The following is an 18,468-nucleotide window of genomic DNA, read 5'->3' on the forward strand; positions in this document are numbered from 1 at the left end:
GGTCCGGTCGCCACGCTGGAGGGCGCCGCCGGCGGCGCCGATGGACAGGTGTCGGGCGGGGAGGCCGCCCCTGGCGAGCAGAGGACGGCGGCCGTGGACGGCACGACGACGAGGGGCCCCGGGCGCAGCGTCCTGGCCATCGGCGCCCACCCCGACGACATCGAGCTCGGCTGCGGCGGCGCGCTGATGGCGCACGTGGCGGCCGGGGACACGGTGACCATGCTCGTGATGACCGGGGGCGAGAACGGCCCCGGCGACGACGGCCAGATCGCCGGCCGGCGCGCCGAGCAGCAGCGCGCGGCCGAGCTGATCGGCGCGCGGCTGGCCTGGGGCGGGCTGCGGGACTGCGAGGTCGTGGCCGACTCGGGCACCGTCCGCCGCATCGAGCAGGTGCTGCGGGAGACCGCCGCCGACCTCGTCTACGTGCACGCCCCCGACGACAGCCACCAGGACCACCGCGCCATCGCCGCCGCCACCCTGGGCGCCGCCCGGCGCCTGCCGCGGGTCCTGCACTACCAGAGCCCCTCCACGCTGGCCTTCGCGCCGAGCGTGTACGTCGACGTCACCGCGCACCTCGCCGGCAAGCTCGACGCCCTCGCCGCGCACGCCTCCCAGGTGGAGCGCTCGGCGATGGTCGAGCCGGACGCCGTCGTGGCCTCCGCCCGCCACTGGGGCGCGCAGGCCCGCATCGGCTACGCCGAGGCCTTCCAGCCCACGCGGATGGTGCTCGACCTCGCCCCGGCCGCGCCGGCGGTCCCCGCGTCGGTCCCCGCGGCCTGGGCGCTCGTGCCGGCCCACACCTCCGCGATGCCCGCCGGCCGCCGCTGACGGCCCTCACCCCCGGAGTCACCCGAACACCTGGCCGGCGATGCCGATGACCATCGGCGCGATGCCCAGGCACACGAACGCCGGCAGGAAGCACAGCCCGAGCGGCGCGAGCACCCACACCCCCGCCCGGCGCACGCCCGCCTCGGCCCGGCTCCGCGCGGCCGTCCGCGCCTCCGCCGCCAGCACGCGCAGGGCCGGCACCGCCGCCGCTCCCGACTCCCCCGCGCGCACCAGGACCCGGCCCAGCCCGGCCAGCTCGGGCGGCACGTCGTGCCACGCCGTGCGGGGCGCGGCCCCGAGACGCAGCCGGCGGGTGACGTCGACCGGCGCGGGACCCAGCGGTCCCGCGCCGGCCGCCGCCACCGCCGCGAGCGCCCCGCCGACCGGCAGCCCGGCGCCGAGGCAGACACCGAGCAGGTCGCAGGCCACCGGCAGGTCGGTGGCCAGCACCTCGCGCGGCGGCCCCGCGCCGGGCGCCCGCCGCAGCCACCGGTCGGCGAGCACCGCCCCGACCGCTCCCAGCACCACCCCGGCCGCGCCGCCGACGAGCAGGGCCGTGGCGGCACCGGCGAGGACGGGGAGCACCAGCCGCCGGAGCGGGCCGGGAGTCCCCTCCGGCGGCCGCTCCGGCACGGCGGGCGCGCCGAGGGCACGCAGCCGGGCCGTGCGGCGCACCGCCGGTGTCGGCCACGCGGCCAGCGCGCCGGCGAGCGCCAGCAGCACCGACGCCTGGGCTCCCGCGGCGCTCACCGCAGCGCCCGCCGGACCAGCCGCGCCGACCAGGCCAGCCCCGCCGCCTCCAGCGCCACCCCGGCGACGAGCAACGCCTGCCCGGGCACCGTCGTGGTGAGCACCGCCCACGGGTCGGCGCCGATGCCGCTGCCCATGGCGAGCGCCAGCAGCGGCAGCCCGGCCAGCAGCGCGGGGCTGGCCAGCGGTCCGGCGGTCACCGAGCGCAGCTCCTCCCGCTGACGCCGGCGGGCCCGGAGGTCGTCCTCGACCGCCCCGGCGACGGCGGCCAGCGAGCACCCCGTCCGGCTGCTGAGCTCGACCGCCGCCGCGAGCCGCCCGTGCGCCCGGCCGAGCTCCGACCTCGCCTCCGCCGGCACGGTGGCCGGCGCACGGAGGGCACGGGCGAGCGCCCGGGCGCCGTCGGGATCGGGGACCACCGCCACCGCCGCCGCGGTCGCCGCGTCGAGCGGCCGGCCGCTGCGCAGCTCCGCGGCCAGGGCGGCCAGGGCGTCGGCGAGGACGTCGAGGTCCTGCTCGTCCCGGCGCAGCGCGCGCCGCCGGGCCCCCGCCCGGGCGGCCCCGGCGGCGGCCGCACCGGCCAGGACGGCGACCAGCGGCGGGTCGGCCAGCGCCCCGGCGGCGGCTCCCGCGACCGCAGCGAGGACCGGCCAGGACCGCGGAGCCGCGACCAGCGGCCCCCGTACCGGGCGGCGCGCCCCGGTGAGCCGGCGCAGCCGCGCCCGCCGTCGGGCCGCCCCGCCGGGCCACAGCAGCAGCGCCAGGGCGCCCGCCGCCAGCGCCGCGGTCACGCCGTCCCGCCGTCGAGGAGGGCGGCCAGCCGGTCCGCGCCGGGACACGGGCCGCCGTCGGCCCGCCAACCGGCGTCGACGGCCACGAGGTCGCCGTCGCGGCGCACCACCCCGACCTCCGCCACCCGGCGGCCCGCCGGGGTGCGCCGCAGGTGCACGACCACCGCGAGCGCGGCCGCGGCCTGGCTGTGCACCGCCCGCCGGTCCAGGCCGGCCGCCACGCCCAGCGCCTCGAGCCGCGCGGGCACCTCCCCCGGCCGGTTGGCGTGCAGGGTGCCGCAGCCGCCGTCGTGCCCGGTGTTGAGCGCGGCCAGCAGGTCGGTGACCTCCGCGCCGCGGACCTCGCCGACCACCAGCCGGTCGGGCCGCATGCGCAGTGCCTGGCGCACGAGGTCGCGCAGGGTCACCTGCCCGGCGCCCTCCACGTTCGGCGGGCGGGTGAGCAGCCGGACGACGTGCGGGTGCGCCGGGGTGAGCTCCGGCGCGTCCTCGCAGAGGACCACGCGCTCGCCCGGCGGCACCTCGCCGAGCAGCGCCGAGAGCAGCGTGGTCTTGCCCGACCCGGTGCCCCCGGTGACCAGGAAGGCCAGCCGCCGCCGGAGCACCGCCCGCAGCAGCGCCTCCGACCGCCCCGGCAGCGTCCCGCGCGCGGCGAGCTCGGCCAGACCGAGGGAGCACCGCCGCAGCACCCGCAGCGACAGGCAGGTGCCCGCGGCCGAGACCGGCGGCAGCACCGCGTGCAGCCGGGTGCCGTCGGGCAGGCCCGCGTCGACCCACGGCGCGGCGTCGTCGAGGCGGCGCCCGGCGCTGGCGGCCAGCCGGACCGCGAGCCGGCGGACGGCGTCCTCGTCGGGGAACCGCACGTCCGCGGGTTCCAGGCCGCTCCCCCGGTCCACCCACACCTCGGCCGGGCCGTTGACCAGCACGTCGGTGACGCCGGGCGCCCGCAGCAGCGGCTCCAGCGGCCCGGCTCCGGCCAGCTCGGCGACCGCGTCGCGCACCGCGGCGAGGACGTCGGTCTCGCCGAGCAGGCCGGCCTCCTCGCGCACGAGCGCCGCCACCGCGGCCCGGCTCGGCGGCCCCGGCTCCAGCGCCAGCCGGGCGCGCACGCGCTCGACCAGCGGCAGGCCGCTCACGCCGCCCGCTCCGGCCGGGACAGCTCACCGAGCAGCCGGCGGACGAGCGCGCCCAGCGGGCTGCGCGGCGCCACCGACGGCGGCTCGCCGCGCTCGCCCCGGGGCAGCGCGCCGCGGTCGTGCCCCAGCTCAGCGAGCACCGGCCGTCCGGCCACGGCGGCCACCTCCGCGGCGGACAGGCCGCCCGGGACGGTGCGCACCACCAGCCGGGCTGCCGACCAGGGCGCCCCCGCCACCAGCGCCCGGGCGGCCGAGGCGGCGCGCAGCCGGGCGGGCACGACCAGCAGCGCCAGGTCGGCCTCGGCCAGCACCGCCTCCGCCGCCGGGTCGGGCGCCGCCGTGCGCGGCAGGTCCACCACCACCGGCAGCCCGCGGTCCCGCGCGGCGTCGACGACGGCGGCGAGCGCCTCGGCCGGCACCGGCGCCGGGTCGTCGCGCGCCGCGGCGAGGACGTGCACCCCGGCGGCCGTGGGCAGCGCGGCGAGCAGCGCGTCCCCGTCCACCCGGCCGCGCACCCCGGTCAGCTCCGGCCAGCGCAGCCCCTCGGCGTCCTCGGCGCCGAGCAGCAGGTCCAGCCCGCCGCCCCACGGGTCGGCGTCGACCAGCAGGACGCCCTCGCGCCTGGCGGCGGCCACGGCGAGGGCGGTGGCCAGCGTGCTGACGCCCGCCCCGCCGCAGCTGCCGCCGACGACGGCCAGCCAGCCGCGCGCCACCGGCGACCGCCCCGCCTCCCCCGCCCGGGCGGCCAGCCACGCCTCGTCGTCGGGCAGCACGGCGACGCGCTCGGCGCCGCGCTCCACCGCGGCCGCCCAGGCCGGCGCCGGCAGGGCGCTGGGCGCGACGACGACCACGCCCGGGCGGCGGGGCAGGGCGCGCACCGCCGGGCTGTCGAGGACGTCCGCGCCGAGCAGCACCAGCGCGGCGTCCCGGTGGGCGCGGCGCAGCGCCGTCCCGCCGGTGGCCACCTCGGGCTCGGTGCCGGCGGCGGCGAGGACGCGCAGGACGTCGTCGAGGAGGTCCTCGTCGGCGCAGACGACCAGCGGACGGGACGGCGGGGGGACCGGACGCGGGGGCACGCGCCGGAGCCCATCGCGGACGGCCGGTGCGCGCGTGCCGGACCGGGCAACTGTGGACGACCCGAAAGGGTGTGGACGGGGTTGCGAGACCCGTCACACCCGGGACGTCCGCTTACAGTCGTGAACCGTGACGCACGCCGCGGCGTTCTTCGACCTGGACAAGACCGTCATCGCCAAGTCCAGCACCCTGGCCTTCGGTCGTCCCTTCTTCGCGGGCGGGCTGATCAACCGCCGCGCCGTGCTCAAGGGCGCCTACGCGCAGTTCGTCTTCTCCCTCTCCGGCGCCGACGCGCAGCAGATGGAGCGGATGCGGGCGCAGATCACCGACATGGCGACCGGCTGGGACGTCGCGACGGTGCACGAGATCGTCCGGGAGACGCTGCACGAGGTCGTGGACCCGCTGGTCTACGCCGAGGCGGCCGACCTCATCGAGTCCCACCGGGCGGCGGGGCGGGAGATCGTCATCGTCTCCAGCAGCGGCGCGGAGATGGTGGAGCCGATCGGCGAGATGCTCGGCGCCGACCGGGTGGTGGCCACCCGGATGGTGACCGTCGACGGCCGCTACACCGGCGAGATCGAGTTCTACGCGTACGGGGAGAACAAGGCCGAGGCGATGCGGCGGGTGGCCGCCGAGAACGGCTACGACCTGGCCGACTGCCATGCCTACAGCGACTCGGTCACCGACCTGCCGATGCTCACCGCGGTCGGGCACCCGACGGCGGTCAACCCCGACCGGGCGCTGCGCAAGGTGGCCGCCGAGCGCGGCTGGCCGGTGCTGGAGTTCACCCGGCCGGTGTCGATGCGCTCGCGCTTCGCCGTGCCGCCGGCGCCGGTGGTCACCGGCGCCGCGATGGGCGTGGGCGCGGCGGTCGCCGGGCTGGCCTGGTACGCGCGGCGGCGGTCGCTGCGCACCGTGCCCGCCGTGGCGGCCGCTGCGACCGCGGCGGCCCCAGCCGCCGCCCGGTGGCGGCGCCGGGGCGCCTGAGCGCCCGTCGATCGGGCCTCGCCCGCTCAGACGCCCAGCCGCCCGCGCAGCCCGTCCACCCGCTCCCGGACGCCGTCGACCAGGGTGCGGACGCCGGACACCGGGGTGAACGCGCGCGCCGCCGCGGTGAGCGCCGCCTGCTCGTCGGGCCGCAGGTCGACGTCGCCGGCCGCGGCGTTGGCCTCCACCTGCTCCACGCTCGAGGCACCGGGGATGACCACCACCCGGGGCAGCGAGACCAGCCAGGCCAGCGCGATCGTCCCGGGCCGGACCCCGTGCGCGGCGGCGACCTCGCGCAGGACGTCGAGCAGCGGCTGCGCGCGCCGCAGGTTCTCCGTGCCGAACAGCGGGTTGGCCGCGCGCACCCCGCCGGGCCGGTTCTCCACGCCGTACCGGCCGCCGAGCAGGCCCTGCGCCAGGGGGCTGTAGGCGATGACGACGCGCCCCTCGCGCTCGGCGAAGGGCACCAGGTCCTCGAGCGCCCCGGGCCGGACGAGGGAGAACTGCACCTGGTTGGTGAGGACCGGCCGGCCCAGCGCCGCGTCGGCCGCCCGCCAGCGGGCCAGGGAGTAGTTCGAGACGCCGGCGGCGCCGATGCGGTCCTCGTCGAGCAGCTGCCGCAGGCCCGGCATGACCACGCTGTCGGGGACGACCGGGTTGGGCTGGTGCACCTGGTACAGCGGGATCCGCGTCAGGCCCAGCCGCCGGGCGCTGCCCTCGAACCGGGACCGGACCACGGGCGGGAACGGCGCCACCGGGAAGACCTTCGAGGCGACGACGACCTCGCCGCGCTCCTCCCCCAGCGCCTCGCCGAGGATGCGCTCGCTGCGGCCGAAGCCGTAGATCTCCGCGGTGTCGAACAGCGTGACGCCGAGGTCCCGCGCCCGGCGGACGACGTCACGCGCGGTGCCCTCGGCGTAGCCCTCGCCGTAGCCCCACTCGCGGGACCCGAACTGCCAGGTGCCCAGCCCGATCCGGCTGACCCGGCCGAGCCCGTCGACGTCGAGGTGGCGCATCCCCTCACTGTGCGCCGCGCCCGCACCGGGCGCAGGGCGGGCCGGTCAGCCGCGCAGGATCGCCTCGGCGATGGCCAGCCCCTCGCGGGCGCCGAGCTCGGTGGCGCGGCAGCAGTGCACCAGCCAGGCGGCGACGCCGTCGGGTCCGCCCGCGGCGTAGCCGGCCAGCCGGTCGCGGTAGGCGTCGGCGCCCAGGTCGACGAAGCCGACCTCGGGCACCGACACGGCCTTGGGGTCCAGGCCGCGGCCGATGGTGGTCAGCCGGGCGGCCGCCCGGGCGACGACGCCGTCGGCGGTGCCGAAGGGCGCCAGGGCCGCGAGCTCGCCGTGCACGAGTCCGGCCACCAGCACCGCGGGGACGGTCGAGGTGCCGGTCACCACCTGGAACAGGCCGGTCAGCCGCGGGCCGGCGTGCGGGCCGGGGCGGCCGAGACCGGCGCGGTCGGTGAGGTCGGCGGCGGCCAGCACGTGCAGCCGGGCGAGCACCTGCCCGGGGGCCTTCGCCCACGTGTCGACCAGCGAGCCCAGCCCCACCGACACCCGCAGCGAGCCCTGCACGACCGGGTCGTCGACCGAGCCCGCGCGCAGGTCGGCCAGCGGGACGTCGACGCCGTCCAGGGCCGCGGACGCGCGGGCCCCGCGCAGCGCCGACTCGGTGCTGACCTCGGCCGACCGGTTGCGCATGAGCCGGTGGGCCAGCAGCCGGTCGATGCCGGCGCGGGCGGCGTCGGCGGCCTCCCGGACCCCGGGGAGGTCGAGCAGCGGGGCCAGCGGGTCGGGGCCGGTCGGCGCGGCGGCGGGACGGCCGGCGCCGGGACGGACGGGGATGGTCACGTCCCGACGGTACGAGCACCGGCCCCGGGGCCCGCGCCCGCCTGCCCTACGCTCGGCGACCACCATGGCCCGCCCGCTCACCCTCCTCCTCGTCCGGCACGGGCAGAGCACCTGGAACGCCGCCGGGCTGATGCAGGGCCAGACGGCGCACGTCCCGCTCACCGACCGGGGACACGACCAGGCGCGGGCCGCGGCCCGCGAGCTCGCGGCGCTCGGGCCGGGCGCGATGCTGTCCAGCGACCTGCTGCGGGCGGTGCAGACCGCCGAGCACTGCGCCGCCGCGACCGGTCTGGCGTTCACCACCACGCCGGCGCTGCGCGAGCAGGGCTACGGTGTGCTCGAGGGGCGGCCGTCGCGGGAGCTGTGGGACGTCGTCGACTGGACCGACCCGCGCTGGGCGGCCGAGGGCGGGGAGAGCCTGGCCGACCTGCACGCCCGGGTCGCGGCCCTCCTCGGCCGGCTGCGGGCGGACCCGCCGGCCGGGGTCGTCGCGCTGGTCACCCACGGCGACACCATCCGCGCCGCCCAGGCGGTCGCCGCCGGGCTGGGCCCCGCGGAGATGCCGGCTGTGACGCCGCACAACGGCACGGTCACCCGGCTGCAGCTCGCGGGGGCGGTCGGCTGATGGCGCGGGTGCTGGTGCTGGGCGGGTCGCGGTCGGGGAAGTCGGCGCACGCCGAGTCGCTGGTGGCCGACCGGCCCGGCGTCGTCTACCTGGCCACCTCGGCACCGGCGCCGGACGACGCCGAGTGGACCCGGCGGGTCGCCGCGCACCGCGCCCGCCGGCCGGCCGGCTGGACGACGCTGGAGACCACGGCGCCCAGCGACCTGCTGCGCGGCGGGACGGTGCTGGTCGACAGCGTGACCACGTGGGTCGCGGCGCTCATGGACGAGACCGGCGTGTGGACCGACGGGCCCGCTGCCCTCGACCGGCTGGCCGGGCGGGTCGACGCGCTGGTCAACGCCTGGGCGATGACCCCGGCGCACGTGGTGGCGGTCAGCGACGAGGTGGGTCTGGGCGTGGTGCCGGAGTCCCGCGCGGGCCGGCTGTTCCGCGACACCCTCGGCGAGGTCAACCAGCGGCTGGCCGGCACCGCGGACGAGGTGTGGTTCGTCGTCGCCGGGCTGCCGCAGCGGCTGCGGTGACGCACCGGCCGAGGTGGGCCGGCCCGCTGGAGTCGGTCGCGCTGCTCACCGTGGTGCGCGTCCCCGCCGCCGGGACGACGTCCACCCGCGGGGTGCTGCCGTGGGCGCCGCTGGTCGGGCTGGCGCTCGGCGGGGTCGCGGCCGGGGTCGGCGTGCTCGGCGCGCACCTGGTGTCCCCGCTGACCGGTGCCGTGGCGGCGCTCGCCGTGCTCGCCTGGCTGACCCGGGCGCTCCACCTGGACGGGCTGGCCGACACCGCCGACGGTCTGGGTCCGCTGCGCGGCCGGGAGCGGGCGCTGCAGGTCATGCACCAGGGGGACGTCGGCCCGTTCGGGGTGGTGACGCTGGTCCTCGCCCTGCTGCTGCAGGCGGCGGCGGGGGCGGCGCTGCTGGCGGCCGACGGCGGCTGGCTCGCGCTGTGGACGGCGGTGGTCGTGGCGCGGCTGGCGATGGCCCGCACCGGGCTGCCCGGCACGCCGACGGCCGAGGGGTCGTCGCTGGGGCAGGCGGTGGCCGGCACGGTGTCGGCGCCCTGGCTCGCGGGGTGGGGGCTGCTCGTGGTCGGCGGTGCCGCCGCGACGGGGTGGGCGGCCGGCGGCCCGGGGACCGCGGCGGCGCTGGGCGGGGCCGCGGTGGCCGGCCTGCTCGCGGCCGAGCTCGTCCACGCCCGCGCGACGGCCCGGCTCGGCGGCGTCACCGGGGACGTGATGGGCGCGATGGGCGAGGCGGCAGCGACCGTCGTCCTGCTGGTCGCCGCCGCCTCGGTGCCCTAGCGGCGGATGGTGCTGTCCGTGGGGGCTTCAGCCCCCGCGGTTCAGCGGCGGCCGGTCAGCGAGCCGAGCAGGCGGCCCAGCCCGCCGGAGGCGGCGGTCGTCGGCGTGCCGCGGCCGAAGCGCCGGGTCGGCGTCGGGGTCGCCATCCGCGAGCGCCCCATGCCGCGGCCGGACGGCATGCCGCGCCCGGCGGTGCCCCGCCCCATCCCGCGTCCGGTGGCGCGGCCGGCGGCGGCGCGGCCCCCGGCGGCTCCGCGACGAGCCGTGGTCTCAGCAGTGCCCAGGAGTCGGTTCAGGATGCCCATGGAGATCGACTACCCGGCGAGCGGCCGCGTGAACCGGGCGATCGGCCCTCCTGCAGGGGCCGGCCCCGAGCTCGCGAGCGGTGCGGGGGCAGGAGGGTCCCCCTCAGGCTGGCGCTCCCGACTGGGCCGGCGTCCCACCGCCCTCGAGGTCGCCCTCGGTGTCGAGGTAGGCCTGCCGCAGCCCGGCCAGCAGCTCCGGGTCCGGCTCGGCCCACATGCCCCGGTCGACGGCCTCCAGCAGCCGCTCGGCGATGCCGTGCAGCGCCCACGGGTTGGACCGCTCCATGAACTCGCGGTTCTCCGGGTCGAGCACGTAGGTCTCGGTGAGCTTCTCGTACATCCAGTCGGCCACCACGCCGGTCGTGGCGTCGTAGCCGAACAGGTAGTCGACGGTCGCGGCCAGCTCGAAGGCGCCCTTGTAGCCGTGCCGGCGCATCGCCGACAGCCACTTGGGGTTGACCACCCGCGCGCGGAACACCCGCGAGGTCTCCTCGGTCAGCGAGCGGGTGCGCACCTGCTCCGGCCGGGTCGAGTCGCCGATGTAGGCCGCCGGCGCGCGCCCGGTCAGCGCGCGGACCGTCGCCACCATCCCGCCGTGGTACTGGAAGTAGTCGTCGGAGTCGGCGATGTCGTGCTCGCGGGTGTCGACGTTCTTCGCCGCCACCGCGATCCGCCGGTACGCCGCCTCCATGTCCGGCCGGGCCTGCACGCCGTCGAGGTCGCGGCCGTAGGCGTAGCCGCCCCACACCGCGTACACCTCGGCGAGGTCGGCGTCGCCGCGCCAGTCCCGGGAGTCGATCAGCGACAGCAGCCCCGCCCCGTAGGCGCCGGGCTTGGAGCCGAACACCCGGGTGGTGGCCCGCCGCCGGTCGCCGTGCCCGGCGACGTCGGCGTCGACGTGGGCGCGGACGAAGTTCTGCTCGGGGGACTCGTCGAGGGCGGCCACCAGCGTCACCGCGTCGTCGAGCATCGTCACCACGTGCGGGAAGGCGTCCCGGAAGAAGCCGGAGATGCGCACGGTGACGTCGATCCGCGGCCGGCCGAGCTCGTCGAGCGGCACCGGCTCCAGCGACGTCACCCGCCGCGAGGCGTCGTCCCACACCGGACGGACGCCGAGCAGCGCGAGCACCTCGGCGACGTCGTCGCCGGAGGTCCGCATCGCCGAGGTCCCCCACACCGACAGCCCCACCGAGCGCGGCCACTCCCCCGTGTCGGCGCGGTAGCGCTCGAGCAGCGAGTCGGCCATCGCCTGGCCGGTCTCCCACGCCAGCCGTGACGGCACCGCGCGCGGGTCGACCGAGTAGAAGTTCCGGCCGGTCGGCAGCACGTTGACCAGCCCGCGCAGCGGCGAGCCCGACGGCCCGGCCGGCACGTAGCCGCCGTCGAGGGCGTGCAGCGTGGCGTCCAGCTCGTCGGTGGTGCGCTCCAGCCGCGGCACCACCTCGTCGACGGCGAACCGCAGCACGTCCGCGACGGCGGAGTCCTCGCGCCCGAGCACCTCGCGCACCACCGGACCGACGGCGCCGATCGCCCAGCCGGCCTCCTCCATCCCCGAGACCAGCGCGGCCGCCAGCGCCTCCACCTCATCGGTGGCCGCGCGCCCGGCGGTGCCGTCCTCGGTCAGCCCCAGCGCCTCGCGCAGCCCGGGCAGCGCCACCGCGCCGCCCCAGATCTGCCGCGCCCGCAGCATCGCCAGCACGAGGTCCACCCGGTCCTGCCCCGACGGCGGGACGCCGAGGACGTGCAGGCCGTCGCGGATCTGCGAGTCCTTGATCTCGCAGAGCCAGCCGTCGACGTGCAGGATCATCTCGTCGAAGTGGTCGTCCTCCGGCCGCTCGGCGAGGCCCAGGTCGTGGTCGAGCTTGGCGGCCTGCAGCAGCGTCCAGATCTGCGCCCGGACGGCGGGCAGCTTGGCCGGGTCCATCGCCGCCACGTTGGCGTGCTCGTCGAGCAGCTGCTCGAGCCGGGCGATGTCGCCGTAGGAGTCGGCGCGCGCCATCGGCGGGACCATGTGGTCGACCAGCGTGGCGTGCGCGCGGCGCTTGGCCTGTGAGCCCTCCCCCGGGTCGTTGACCAGGAACGGGTAGACCAGCGGCAGGTCGCCGATCGCGGCGTCGGGCCCGCAGGAGGCCGACAGCCCCACGGTCTTGCCCGGCAGCCACTCCGTGTTGCCGTGCTTGCCGACGTGCACCAGCGCGTGCGCGCCGAAGACCGACCGCAGCCACCAGTAGGCGGCCAGGTAGTGGTGCGAGGGCGGCAGGTCGGGGTCGTGGTAGATCGCGATCGGGTTCTCGCCGAAGCCGCGCGGCGGCTGCACCATCACGACGACGTTGCCCGCCCGCAGCGCGGCGAAGACGATGGCCCGGTCGTCCCCGGAGCCGTCCACGAACAGCGACCCGGGCGCCTCGCCCCAGTGCTCGACCATCGCGTCGCGGAGGTCCTCCGGCAGGGTGTCGAAGAAGCGCCGGTACTCCGCGGCCGGGATGCGCACCGGGTTGCCCGACAGCTGCTCCTCGGTCAGCCAGTCGGCGTCCTGCCCGCCCGCCGCGATGAGCGCGTGGAACAGCGCGTCGCCGTCGAGGTCGGCCACGCCGGGCAGCGCGTCGGGACCGTCGAACGGGCCGACGTCGTAGCCCTGCCCCTGCATGGCGGCCAGCAGCCGCACCACCGACGCCGGGGTGTCCAGGCCGACGGCGTTGCCGATCCGCGCGTGCTTGGTCGGGTAGGCCGACAGCATGAGCACGATCCGGCGCTCCGCGGGCGGGGTGTGCCGCAGCCGGGCGTGCGCCACCGCGGTGCCCGCCACCCGCGCCGCCCGCTCGGGGTCGGCGACGTAGTGCGTGAGGCCGTCGGCGTCGGTCTCCTTGAAGGAGAACGGCACGCTGATCAGCCGGCCGTCGAACTCCGGGATGGCCACCTGGTTGCCGACGTCGAGCGGCGAGAGGCCGTCGTCGTCGGCCAGCCACTCCTCCCGCGAGCGGGTCAGGCACAGTCCCTGGACCACCGGGACGTCGAGCGCGGCGAGCCGGCCGACGTCCCAGGCGCCGTCGTCCTCGCCGGCGGACGCCGTCGCCGGCCGGGAGCCGCCGGCGGCCAGCACCGTGACGACGAGCGCGTCGGCGGTGCGCAGCACCTCGAGCAGGTCGTCGGGGACGCTGCGCAGCGAGCTCACGAACACCGGCAGCGCCTGCCCGCCGGCGTCCTCGACCGCGGAGCACAGCGCCTCGACGAACGCGGTGTTCCCGGCCAGGTGGTGCGCCCGGTAGTAGAGGACGGCGATCCGCGGCCCGCTCCCCCGGCCCGCCCGCTCCACCACGCCCCAGTCCGGCGCCACCGACGGCGGCTCGAAGCCCTCGCCGGTGAGCAGCACGGTGTCGGACAGGAAGCGGTGCAGCTGCACCAGGTTGTCCGGCCCGCCCTGCGCCAGGTAGCCGTGCGCCTCGGTGGCCACCCCCATCGGGACGGTGGACAGCTCCATCAGCTCGGCGTCGGGCACCTGCTCCCCGCCGAGGACGACGACCGGCGCGGGCCCGGCCAGCAGCGGCGCGAGCACCTCCTCGTACTGGCGGCGCACGCCGAGGATCCGGACGACGACGAGCCGCGCGCCCGCGGTCAGCTCCGCGATGCCGTCGGCGCCGAGGCGGGCCGGGTTGCCCAGCCGCCAGTCGGCGCCGCTGGCGCGGGCGGAGAGCAGGTCGGTGTCACTGGTGGAGAGCAGGGCGAACACGCAGCGTCCTCACTCGGGGTCCGCGCCCCGGGCCGTCGGGCACGGCAGCCGGAGTGTCCGGCTCCCCCGGTTCCCCGGGGTCACAGTGGCGGGACCGCGCCGGGCTCGCACCGGCTTCCTGCACGCACTGCCGTGATGGGGAGACGGTACCGCCCGGACGTCCCCGGCCCCGGCCCCGTGGCCGGGGGCGGGGACGGGGCCGGGACGGGACGGGGACCTCAGCCGAGGACCGGGACCGCGGTGGAGGGGTCGCCGTCGGCGGCGGCGGCCAGGGCCGGCACCACCTCGTCCAGCAGGTAGGGCAGCGAGAGCGGGCTGCCGAAGCCGAGCGCGGCGGACACGTCGCCGGAGTAGCCGCCGAGCAGGACCGTGCGCCCCTGGGTCACCACGTCGAGGGCGGAGAACAGCGCATCCGCGTCGGCGTCCGCCTGGTCGTACCCGTTCACCGCCAGCACGTCCGCCTCCAGCAGGTCCAGCCGCTCCTGGCTGACGTCGGCGCTGGTGTCGGGGACGGTGAAGCCGAGGTCGGTGAAGAACTGGGTGCGCAGGTCGTCGGCGCCGAGCAGGTAGTGGCCCGAGCCGACGCCGGTCAGGTCGACGGCGAGCGAGCTGCCGGCGAAGCCGGGGTTCTCCTCGACCGCCTGCTCGAACCGGCCCTCGACGTCGTCGACGAGCTCCTGCGCCTCCTCCTCGCGGCCCAGCGCCCGCCCGATGAGCAGGGTCTGCTCCTGCCACGGGGTGGCGCCGTCGGCGTACTCGTCGGTCTGCGCGAGCGTCGGCGCGATGCCCGACAGCTGTTCGTAGACCGTCTCGTCCATGAAGGAGTAGACGCCGACGATCAGGTCGGGCTCGAGCGCGGCGACGGCCTCGAGGTCGATCTCCTCGCCGCCCACGGTCGGGATCTCCCCGTCCGGCAGCTGCTCCTGCGCCCAGGGGCGGGTCGCGGCGTCGTAGTCCCCGAGGAGCTCGCGCTCGCCGACCGGGGTCACGCCCAGGGCCAGCACGAAGTCCTGGTCGTTGAAGCCGACGGTGACCACGCGCTGCGGCTCGGTGGGGATCTCGGTGGTGCCGAACCTGTTCTCGATGGTGACCGGGAAGGCGCCGTCGCCGGTCCCGGCCGCGGCCGCGGCCGCGGGCTCGTCGGCGGTCCCGCCGCAGGCGGCCAGCCCGGCCACGAGGACGGCGGCGGCCGCGGTCAGCGACGCGCGCCGCAGGCGGGTGGGGGCGGGGTGGTGCGGCACGGTCGGCTCCTGACCTCGGTGATCGTCGTCGAGGTGAGGTTAGCCTCCCCTTAGCGGGCTCCCGCACCCCGTTTCCGTCCGGGTCACGTCCGTCCCCTGGTCCGGCCGAGGGCGTCCAGCACCGCGGCGCGCAGCCCGAGGCACTGCCCGCGGTCGCCGCCGTCCTCGTGGCCGGGCAGGCCGGGCGGGCCGACGACGACCCGCGCCCCCCCCGACCTCGTGGAGGGCGAACTGCTCGCGGGTGAGGTCGACCTCGCGGCCGCCGGGCAGCCGGTTCCACCAGTGCACGCCCTGCCGGGAGCCGTCGGTCCGGCGCACCTCGGCGAGCAGCAGGTCGCCGCCGAGCAGGTCGTGCAGGACCAGCGCGGTCGCACCGCGCTGCCCGCGGGCCGGGTCGCCGGGCGACCAGTCGGCGAGGTCGCTGTCGTCGCGGGTCTCGCGGCACCAGGCCGCGCGCACGGCGGCGGTCACCTGCTCGAGGAGAGTCACACCCCCCTGCACGACGGGGACGACGTCAGCGCAGCAGCAGCCGGTCCAGGGTGTCGGCCAGCCAGTCGGCGAAGCGCTCGGCCGGCCAGCCGCACCCCACCATCAGCCGGGACTGCGTCGACGGCGAGAAGACCGACCACGCGACGTCGGTCGCCGCGTCGAGGTCGAGGTCCTCCCGCAGGTCGGACGCGAAGGGGCCGAGGAGGACGGCGGTGTCGGCACGGCGACGGCGCTCGTACTCCTCGTAGGCGGGCCGCACGTCCGGGTCGGCCGCCGCGGCGGCGGCGAAGACGTCCTGCATCGGCCGCGCCCCGGGCGCGGTCTCGAGCACCAGCCGCCGCAGGGCCGCCAGCCGGCCCGCGCGGTCCGGCGCCGCGAGCAGCTGCGCGAACGGGTCCAGCTCCCGCACCGTCCGGTCCTCGTCGGAGCCCACGAGCGCGCGGTCCACGCACGCGAGCAGCAGCGCCGCCTTGCCGCCCTGCGCGAACACCGTCGGCACCGACACCCCGGCGGCGGCCGCGACGTCGCGCATCGTCGTCGCGGCATAGCCCCGCTCCACGAAGCAGCGGGTGGCGGCGTCGAGCACCTGCGCGCGGGTGCGCCTGGCCTGCTCCTGGCGCAGCTCGGAGCGGTAGACCCTCTTGCCCCCCGTCACCACTCGACCATACCATCGCTCTATTCGTTTGAGTGTCACTCAACCGGAAGAGGTCGTCATGACCGCTGCAGCTCCCCACCCCGCCCAGCTCCTGCTGCCCGGCCAGGCCGCCGCACCCGACGGGCCGGTCGACCTGGCCAGCATGTACGTGATGCACCGGGCGTTCCGGCGCGACCTCGCCGCCTTCGCGGCCGCCGTCCCCACGGTCGACGTGGGCGACCGGGCCCGCTGGCGGGCCCTCGGACGTCGCTTCGGGCAGTTCGCGCGGTTCCTGCACAAGCACCACGCCGGCGAGGACGCGCACCTGTGGCCGCTGCTGCGCGAGCGCGGCGCCGACCCGGACGTCCTCGACCAGCTCGAGGCCGAGCACGCCGGCATCGACCCCCTGCTGGCCTCCTGCGCCGACGCGCTGGCGGACCTGGCCGGCGGCCGGGGCGGTGAGGACACCCGGCGGGAGCTGGCGCACACCATCGCCCGGACGGGCGACGCCCTCGGCGCCCACCTCGCGCACGAGGAGCGCGACGGGATGACCCTGGTGCAGCGCCACCTCACGCCCGGGGACTGGGCCCGCCAGGACGCCGCGTTCGCGCGGGAGTACACCCTCCGCGAGACCGTGTCCGCGCTCGGCTGGGTGGTCTCGGCGATCCCGCCGGACGCCGCGGACCGGATCCTCGGCTCCACGCCGCTCCTGCCCGCGGTGGGCCGGCTGCTCGGCCGGCGCTCCGCCCGGGCCGACGCACGGCTGTTCGGGACCGCCCGGTGACCGCCGGCCTGTCCTCGCGGTGCGGCTGACCCGGTCCGGTCTCAGGCCGCCACCGGCCGGCCGAACTGGGTGCGGTGCAGCTCGGCGTAGCGCCCGCCGAGGGCGAGGAGGTCCTCGTGCCGGCCGCGCTCGACGACCCGGCCGCCCTCGAGCACGAGGATGCAGTCGGCCCCGCGCACGGTGGACAGCCGGTGCGCGATGACGATCGCCGTCCGCCCCTCGAGCGCCTCGTCGAGGGCCGCCTGCACCGCGGCCTCCGACGTGGCGTCGAGGTGCGCGGTCGCCTCGTCGAGCAGCACCACGCGCGGGCGGGCGAGCAGCAGCCGGGCGATGGTCAGCCGCTGCCGCTCGCCGCCGGAGAACCGGTAGCCGCGCTCGCCGACGACGGTGTCCAGGCCGTCGGGCAGCCCGCGGACCAGGTCGGCCAGCCGGGCGCGGGCGAGGGCGTCCCACAGGTCGTCGTCGGTCGCGTCCGGGGCGGCCAGCAGCAGGTTGTCCCGCAGCGACTCGTGGAACAGGTGCCCGTCCTGGGTCACCACCCCGACGGTGCGCCGGATCGAGGCGGCGGTCAGGTCGCGGACGTCGACGCCGCCCAGCCGGACGGCGCCGGCGTCGACGTCGTACAGGCGCGGCACCAGCGAGGCGATCGTCGACTTGCCCGCGCCCGAGGACCCGACCAGCGCCACCACCTGCCCCGGCCGCACGGTGAACGAGACGTCGTGCAGCACGTCGACGCCGCCGCGGCCGTCGAGCCGGGCGACGTCCTCCAGCGACGCCAGCGACACCCGGTCGGCCGCCGGGTAGGCGAAGGTGACGCCGTCCAGCTCCACGGACACCGGCCCGTCGGGGACGTCGACGGCGCCGGGGCGCTCGCGGACCAGCGGCACCAGGTCGAGCACCTCGAAGACCCGCTCGAAGCTGACCAGCGCCGAGGAGACGTCGACCCGGGCGCTGGCCAGCGCGGTCAGCGGCGCGTAGAGCCGGGTGAGCAGCAGCGCCAGCGCCACCACCGAGCCCGGGTCCAGCGCGCCGCGCAGCGCGTACGCCCCGCCCAGGCCGTAGACCAGGGCGAGCGCCAGCGCCGAGACCAGCGTGAGCGCGCTGATGAACGCCCACTGCACCATCGCCGTCCGCACCCCGACGTCACGGACCGCCCGCGCCCGGGCGGCGAACCGCGCCGACTCGCGGCCGGGGTCGCCGAGCAGCTTGACCAGCGTCGCGCCGGGGGCGGAGAACCGCTCGGTCGTCTGGCCGGTCATCGCCGCGTTGGCGACGGCGGCGGTGCGGCTCAGCGCGGCCAGGCGGCGGCCGATCCGGCGGGCCGGGAGCAGGAACACCGGCAGCAGGAGCAGCGCCAGCACGGTCACCTGCCAGGACAGGGTCAGCATCGCCACGAGCGCGAGGGCGAGCGTGACGGTGTTGCTGACGATCCCGGAGAGGGTGTCGCTGAACGCCCGCTGGGCGCCGAGGACGTCGTTGTCCAGGCGGGACACGAGGGCGCCGGTGCGGGTCCGGGTGAAGAACGCGACCGGCATCCGCTGGACGTGGTCGAACACGGCGGTGCGCAGGTCGAGGATCAGCCCCTCGCCCAGGCTCGCCGACAGGTACCGGCCGACCAGCCCGAGCGCGGTGGCGAGGACGGCGAGCGCGGCGATCGTGACGGCGAGGCCGACGACGACCGAGGTGGCGGCGCCGTCGACGATCGCGTCGACGACCCGGCCGGCCAGCAGCGGCGAGGCCACCGTGAGCACGGCCTCGACGACGCCGACGGCGACGTAGCCGGTGATGCGCGCCCGGTGCGGGCGGGCGAAGGCGAGCACCCGGTGCAGGGTCGCGCGGGTGACGGCGCGGCGGTCGGGACGGGCGTGCGTCGCGCGGGACAGCGCCGACCACGCCGTCATCTCCATGCTCACGCGGCGGACGCTAGGACCTCCAGTCGACTCGAGGTCAAGC

General features: G+C 78.0%; 18 protein-coding genes and 1 riboswitch. Of the genes, 6 read left to right on the plus strand and 12 right to left on the minus strand.

All coding sequences use genetic code 11. The features are described from left to right. Window positions 1-93 precede the first annotated feature (93 nt). On the plus strand, window positions 94-828 hold the full coding sequence (locus ACFO3M_RS05300; RefSeq protein ID WP_387987281.1) for a PIG-L deacetylase family protein: 735 nt from the start codon (window positions 94-96) through the stop codon (window positions 826-828). Window positions 829-846: 18 nt separating this feature from the next. On the opposite strand, the gene ACFO3M_RS05305 is transcribed toward ACFO3M_RS05300, so the two are convergent. Genes ACFO3M_RS05305 through ssd form a run of 4 tightly spaced genes read right to left on the minus strand, consistent with a single transcriptional unit; the run spans window position 847 to window position 4,581 of the window. Continuing rightward, a complete protein-coding gene (locus ACFO3M_RS05305) occupies window positions 847-1,578 on the minus strand; it encodes a type II secretion system F family protein (RefSeq protein ID WP_387987283.1) in 732 nt (243 codons plus the stop codon). Beyond that, window positions 1,575-2,369, minus strand: coding sequence for a type II secretion system F family protein (locus ACFO3M_RS05310; RefSeq protein WP_387987284.1), 795 nt, complete (start codon window positions 2,367-2,369; stop codon window positions 1,575-1,577). The genes ACFO3M_RS05305 and ACFO3M_RS05310 overlap by 4 nt, the downstream gene beginning before the upstream one ends. Next, complete coding sequence (locus ACFO3M_RS05315) at window positions 2,366-3,505, minus strand: TadA family conjugal transfer-associated ATPase (protein ID WP_387987286.1); 1,140 nt, start codon at window positions 3,503-3,505, stop codon at window positions 2,366-2,368. The genes ACFO3M_RS05310 and ACFO3M_RS05315 overlap by 4 nt, the downstream gene beginning before the upstream one ends. Beyond that, window positions 3,502-4,581, minus strand: a complete 1,080-nt coding sequence (ssd, locus tag ACFO3M_RS05320) for a septum site-determining protein Ssd (protein ID WP_387987287.1) — start codon at window positions 4,579-4,581, stop codon at window positions 3,502-3,504. The genes ACFO3M_RS05315 and ssd overlap by 4 nt, the downstream gene beginning before the upstream one ends. Before the next feature lie 127 nt (window positions 4,582-4,708). Between ssd and ACFO3M_RS05325 the strand changes: the two genes are divergently transcribed. Further along, complete coding sequence (locus tag ACFO3M_RS05325) at window positions 4,709-5,566, plus strand: HAD family hydrolase (RefSeq protein ID WP_387987289.1); 858 nt, start codon at window positions 4,709-4,711, stop codon at window positions 5,564-5,566. A 26-nt stretch (window positions 5,567-5,592) separates the two neighbouring features. Here the strand turns inward: ACFO3M_RS05325 and ACFO3M_RS05330 are convergent, their stop codons facing one another. After that, the gene (locus tag ACFO3M_RS05330) at window positions 5,593-6,582 is read right to left on the minus strand and encodes an aldo/keto reductase (RefSeq protein ID WP_387987291.1); all 990 of its coding nucleotides are present in this window, start codon (window positions 6,580-6,582) and stop codon (window positions 5,593-5,595) included. Window positions 6,583-6,627: 45 nt separating this feature from the next. Next, window positions 6,628-7,416 carry a Fic family protein gene (locus ACFO3M_RS05335; protein ID WP_387987292.1) on the minus strand — a complete coding sequence of 263 codons (789 nt, stop codon included), beginning with the start codon at window positions 7,414-7,416 and terminating at the stop codon, window positions 6,628-6,630. A 64-nt stretch (window positions 7,417-7,480) separates the two neighbouring features. Between ACFO3M_RS05335 and ACFO3M_RS05340 the strand changes: the two genes are divergently transcribed. The 3 genes from ACFO3M_RS05340 to ACFO3M_RS05350 are packed head-to-tail and all read left to right on the plus strand — an operon-like array spanning window position 7,481 to window position 9,335. Continuing rightward, window positions 7,481-8,041, plus strand: coding sequence for a histidine phosphatase family protein (locus tag ACFO3M_RS05340; RefSeq protein WP_387987294.1), 561 nt, complete (start codon window positions 7,481-7,483; stop codon window positions 8,039-8,041). Next, complete coding sequence (gene cobU / locus ACFO3M_RS05345; RefSeq protein WP_387987295.1) at window positions 8,041-8,562, plus strand: bifunctional adenosylcobinamide kinase/adenosylcobinamide-phosphate guanylyltransferase; 522 nt, start codon at window positions 8,041-8,043, stop codon at window positions 8,560-8,562. Before ACFO3M_RS05340 ends, cobU begins: the two co-directional genes overlap by 1 nt. Beyond that, window positions 8,559-9,335, plus strand: coding sequence for an adenosylcobinamide-GDP ribazoletransferase (locus ACFO3M_RS05350; protein ID WP_387987297.1), 777 nt, complete (start codon window positions 8,559-8,561; stop codon window positions 9,333-9,335). Before cobU ends, ACFO3M_RS05350 begins: the two co-directional genes overlap by 4 nt. 41 nt (window positions 9,336-9,376) lie before the next feature. Here ACFO3M_RS05350 and ACFO3M_RS05355 read toward each other — a convergent pair whose 3' ends face one another. The 5 genes from ACFO3M_RS05355 to ACFO3M_RS05370 all read right to left on the minus strand — a co-directional run bounded on the left by ACFO3M_RS05355 (window position 9,377) and on the right by ACFO3M_RS05370 (window position 15,752). After that, the gene (locus tag ACFO3M_RS05355) at window positions 9,377-9,541 is read right to left on the minus strand and encodes a hypothetical protein (RefSeq protein ID WP_387987299.1); all 165 of its coding nucleotides are present in this window, start codon (window positions 9,539-9,541) and stop codon (window positions 9,377-9,379) included. Window positions 9,542-9,743: 202 nt separating this feature from the next. After that, window positions 9,744-13,367 carry a cobaltochelatase subunit CobN gene (gene cobN, locus ACFO3M_RS05360; protein ID WP_387987300.1) on the minus strand — a complete coding sequence of 1,208 codons (3,624 nt, stop codon included), beginning with the start codon at window positions 13,365-13,367 and terminating at the stop codon, window positions 9,744-9,746. Window positions 13,368-13,419: 52 nt separating this feature from the next. Further along, a riboswitch (cobalamin riboswitch) is annotated at window positions 13,420-13,487 on the minus strand. 98 nt (window positions 13,488-13,585) lie between these two features. Continuing rightward, a complete protein-coding gene (locus ACFO3M_RS05365; RefSeq protein WP_387987302.1) occupies window positions 13,586-14,608 on the minus strand; it encodes an iron-siderophore ABC transporter substrate-binding protein in 1,023 nt (340 codons plus the stop codon). Between the two features lie 39 nt (window positions 14,609-14,647). Next, a complete protein-coding gene (locus ACFO3M_RS22730; protein ID WP_458166976.1) occupies window positions 14,648-15,109 on the minus strand; it encodes a YunG family protein in 462 nt (153 codons plus the stop codon). A gap of 13 nt (window positions 15,110-15,122) precedes the next feature. Then, window positions 15,123-15,752: a TetR/AcrR family transcriptional regulator gene (locus ACFO3M_RS05370; RefSeq protein ID WP_387987303.1), complete on the minus strand. Its 630-nt coding sequence runs from the start codon at window positions 15,750-15,752 to the stop codon at window positions 15,123-15,125. 58 nt (window positions 15,753-15,810) lie between these two features. Here ACFO3M_RS05370 and ACFO3M_RS05375 point away from each other — a divergent pair, with 58 nt between their 5' ends. Then, a complete protein-coding gene (locus tag ACFO3M_RS05375; protein ID WP_387987305.1) occupies window positions 15,811-16,515 on the plus strand; it encodes a hemerythrin domain-containing protein in 705 nt (234 codons plus the stop codon). A 41-nt stretch (window positions 16,516-16,556) separates the two neighbouring features. On the opposite strand, the gene ACFO3M_RS05380 is transcribed toward ACFO3M_RS05375, so the two are convergent. Then, window positions 16,557-18,422, minus strand: a complete 1,866-nt coding sequence (locus ACFO3M_RS05380; protein WP_387987509.1) for an ABC transporter ATP-binding protein — start codon at window positions 18,420-18,422, stop codon at window positions 16,557-16,559. Between the last annotated feature and the right edge of the window lie 46 nt (window positions 18,423-18,468).

It is taken from the genome of Geodermatophilus arenarius (genome assembly GCF_042654585.1).
GTDB classification, from domain to species: domain Bacteria; phylum Actinomycetota; class Actinomycetes; order Mycobacteriales; family Geodermatophilaceae; genus Geodermatophilus; species Geodermatophilus arenarius.